The organism is Nocardiopsis sp. NRRL B-16309, assembly GCF_001279585.1.
GTDB lineage: Bacteria > Actinomycetota > Actinomycetes > Streptosporangiales > Streptosporangiaceae > Nocardiopsis.
In genome coordinates this window covers 1-348 of record NZ_LGEC01000015.1, presented here as the reverse complement: position 1 = coordinate 348, position 348 = coordinate 1, and the positions used below count along the sequence as shown (strand labels likewise).

Genomic DNA, 348 nt, shown 5'->3' with positions numbered 1-348 from the left:
CGGCCATGCCCTCGGACACCGATCCGAAGACCGGCACCTCGGCGCCGTCGAAGTCGACCTTCTGGCCGGCCTTGCGCGGGTTGACCCCGCCCACGATGCTGGTGCCCGAGGCGAGCATGCGGCGGGTGTGCTTGGTGCCCTCAGAGCCGGTCATGCCCTGGACCAGCACCCTGCTGTCCTTGTTCAGAAAGATGGCCATGGAACCTGCTTCCTCGAAGATCGTCTCGCTCGTCAGCTCCGTGCGGCCAACTCGGCGGCCTGTGCGGCGGCGCCGTCCATCGTGTCGACCTGGCGCACCGCGGGGTGCGCGCGCTCGGTCAGGATCTGGCGGCCCAGCTCGGCGTTGTT

The 348-nt window shown here is 69.3% G+C and carries 1 pseudogene; it reads right to left on the bottom strand.

Annotated elements, in window-relative coordinates:
- A pseudogene (locus ADL05_RS03080) lies at nucleotides 1-199 on the bottom strand (succinate--CoA ligase subunit alpha); the annotation flags it as partial.
- Nucleotides 200-348: the final 149 nt, after the last annotated feature.